The organism is Streptomyces sp. (assembly GCF_035563135.1).
Classification (GTDB): Bacteria; Actinomycetota; Actinomycetes; order Streptomycetales; family Streptomycetaceae; genus Streptomyces.
Genome location: NZ_DATMVN010000260.1, coordinates 1 through 2,418, shown reverse-complemented (window position 1 = coordinate 2,418; position 2,418 = coordinate 1). Strand labels below are relative to the sequence as shown.

The following is a 2,418-nucleotide window of genomic DNA, read 5'->3' as shown; positions in this document are numbered from 1 at the left end:
CAGCGGTCCTGACGGGATTTGAACCCGCGGCCTCCACCTTGACAGGGTGGCGAGCACTCCAAACTGCTCCACAGGACCTAGCTAATGTGCGAGACAAGTCTCGCACACGGTTAAGCGTGCCCCCAACGGGATTCGAACCCGTGCTACCGCCTTGAAAGGGCGGCGTCCTGGGCCACTAGACGATGAGGGCTAAGGGCCCACCTGCGCGCTTTCCAGCGCGTCGGGGACGTGAGAAGCATATGGGATGCGGGGAGGTATCGCCAAAACGGTTTACGGAGAGGCCGTCGGGGCGCTCGGGGAAGGGGAGGGACTCTTCAGGTTCTCCTCGGGGAGATGACGGCTGACCTCGGCCGTCGTCAGGCCGAGACCTCCGAGGGTGATCTCGTCCCAGGCCTGCAGATGCCGGGTGGGGCGGTCCAGGTAGAGCACCGAGGCACGCACCTTCTCGGGCTTCTCGTTCTGCACGGCGCGCAGCCCGCCACCGCCCGTGGACCCCTCGACCTTGAGCCGCGTGCCCAGCGGCAGCAGTTCGTTCACCCGGTGGTGCACATGGCCGGCCAGGACGAGCGGAACCGTTCCGTCTGTTTCCCGCGCCGCGTTCGGGTCGTGCGCCACCGCGATGTCCACCGGGGTGCCCGCCCGCTTCTGGTCACGCAGTGCCGAGGCGAGGCGCATGCCGGCGAGCCGCTCGGAGGCCTTGCCGCCGGTGGGGAGCGAGCGGTCCGGGGTGAACTGCGGGTCCCCGGTGCCGGCGATCCGCAGCCCGGCCACGTCCACGGCACTGCCCTCGTCCAGGACGTGTGCGTTCCTGAGCTTCTTCAGATGTGCCTGGGTCTGCCGGGAATCGTGGTTGCCCCTCACCCACACGTAGGGCGCGCCGAGATCGCTGACGGGATCCAGGAAGCCGTTCTCCGCGGCCGTGCCGTGGTCCATCGTGTCGCCGGAGTCGATGATCACGTCGATCTCGTACTGCTCGACGAGCGAGCTGATGATGTGCCAGGCGGCGGGGTTGAGATGGATGTCGGAGACGTGCAGGACCCGGATGGTCGCGGGGTCCGGCCGGTACACGGGGAGCGTGGACGTGGCGTCGTACAGCTTGGTGACGTTGGTGACGAGCCGGGCCAGTTCCTGCTGGTAGACATCGAATTCGGTGACGATCGAGCGCGCGTCACCGACGACCGAGGGGGCGCTGGAGAGCAGCCCGGAGAATTTCGGCTCCAGGACGGACTTCGGGTTCCAGGTGGCGTAGGCGCTGACGCCCGAGGCGGCCAGCAGCGCCAGGGCGAGGCCTCCGGCGGCCAGGGCGCGGCGCGGGCGCCGGTAGACGACCAGGCCGAGAGCGGTGGCGCCGGAGACCACGGCCACGCCGGAGCGGACAGCCAGTTCCCGGGTGCCGGAGGCAACGTCGCCGGTGACCTCGTCCTGGAGGCCGGAGAGGCGTTCGGGGTGCTTGACCAGGGCCTGCGAGCGCGCCGGGTCCAGCTGGTCGACGTCCACGTCCAGGCGGACCGGGGCGTGGTGGGAGTCGAGCTCCAGGGCGCCGAGCGGCGACACGTTGATCTTGGTGCCGCCGCTCACCGAGGGCCGCAGGGTCATGGTGGTGTCCATGGGCCCCACGGGCACACGCACACTGCCGACGACCAGCAGCCCGAGCCAGGCGCCCAGCACGACCACGGCCAGCAGGCCGAGCCCGCGTTTCCAGGGGTGTGCCGCGGGGACGGGGCCGCCCGCGGGAGCGGCGGTGTGCGGGCGGGAGCGGCGGAGGCGGCGGACACGGGCGGCTGCGGCGTGGAACGGGCGTGCCATTGGGCGCTCATGCCCCGGCGGGGCGGCGGACATGCGGGAGGACGGGGACGTGTGGGCCGGGCGGGTGGCCGGGGGCGGGGAGCGGCCCGCCCGTTCCGGCCCGGCGTACGTGACAATGGCGGTGTGCTGGAGATGACGCGCGAGGAGTTCGAAGAGCTGGTGAGCCTGGCTCTTGACCGGGTCCCGCCGGAGCTGATGCGGCTGATGGACAACGTCGCGGTGTTCGTGGAGGAGGAACCGGAGGACCCGGAGGACCGGGAGCTGCTCGGACTCTACGAGGGCACCCCCCTCACCGAGCGCGGCGAGTGGTACGCGGGAGTGCTGCCGGACCGGATCACCATCTACCGGGGGCCGACCCTGCGGATGTGCGAGACCCGCGAGGACGTGGTCGCCGAGACCGAGATCACCGTCGTCCACGAGATCGCCCACCACTTCGGCATCGACGACGAGCGGCTGCACGAGCTGGGTTACGGATGAGCACCCAGAGCCCTCCGCCCGGGCGGCCGCCCGTCGATCCGGACGCCGGCCTCTCCGTGCCCGCGCAGCGCGCCGGGACGCGTGGCGCCGGCACGTGGCCGGTCCTGGGGGCGATCGCGGCGGGCGGCGCACTGG

Annotated in this window: 2 protein-coding genes and 2 tRNA genes; 1 reads left to right on the top strand and 3 read right to left on the bottom strand. The window is 71.3% G+C overall.

Annotation, left to right across the window (positions count from 1 at the left end; genetic code table 11):
- Positions 1-3: 3 nt before the first annotated feature.
- From VN520_RS11515 to VN520_RS11505, 3 genes are all read right to left on the bottom strand, one after another.
- Positions 4-78: transfer RNA gene (locus VN520_RS11515), tRNA-Asp, on the bottom strand.
- A 39-nt stretch (positions 79-117) separates the two neighbouring features.
- A tRNA-Glu gene (locus VN520_RS11510) sits at positions 118-190 on the bottom strand.
- An 80-nt stretch (positions 191-270) separates the two neighbouring features.
- On the bottom strand, positions 271-1,806 hold the full coding sequence (locus VN520_RS11505) for a metallophosphoesterase (RefSeq protein WP_325746783.1): 1,536 nt from the start codon (positions 1,804-1,806) through the stop codon (positions 271-273).
- Positions 1,807-1,929: 123 nt separating this feature from the next.
- Between VN520_RS11505 and VN520_RS11500 the strand changes: the two genes are divergently transcribed.
- On the top strand, positions 1,930-2,283 hold the full coding sequence (locus VN520_RS11500; RefSeq protein ID WP_015578045.1) for a metallopeptidase family protein: 354 nt from the start codon (positions 1,930-1,932) through the stop codon (positions 2,281-2,283).
- Positions 2,284-2,418: the final 135 nt, after the last annotated feature.

Bases quoted from the DNA above. Each gene is read 5' to 3' on its own strand.
- VN520_RS11505 (WP_325746783.1), bottom strand. From the start codon at position 1,806: ATGGCACGCCCGTTCCACGCCGCAGCCGCCCGTGTCCGCCGCCTCCGC.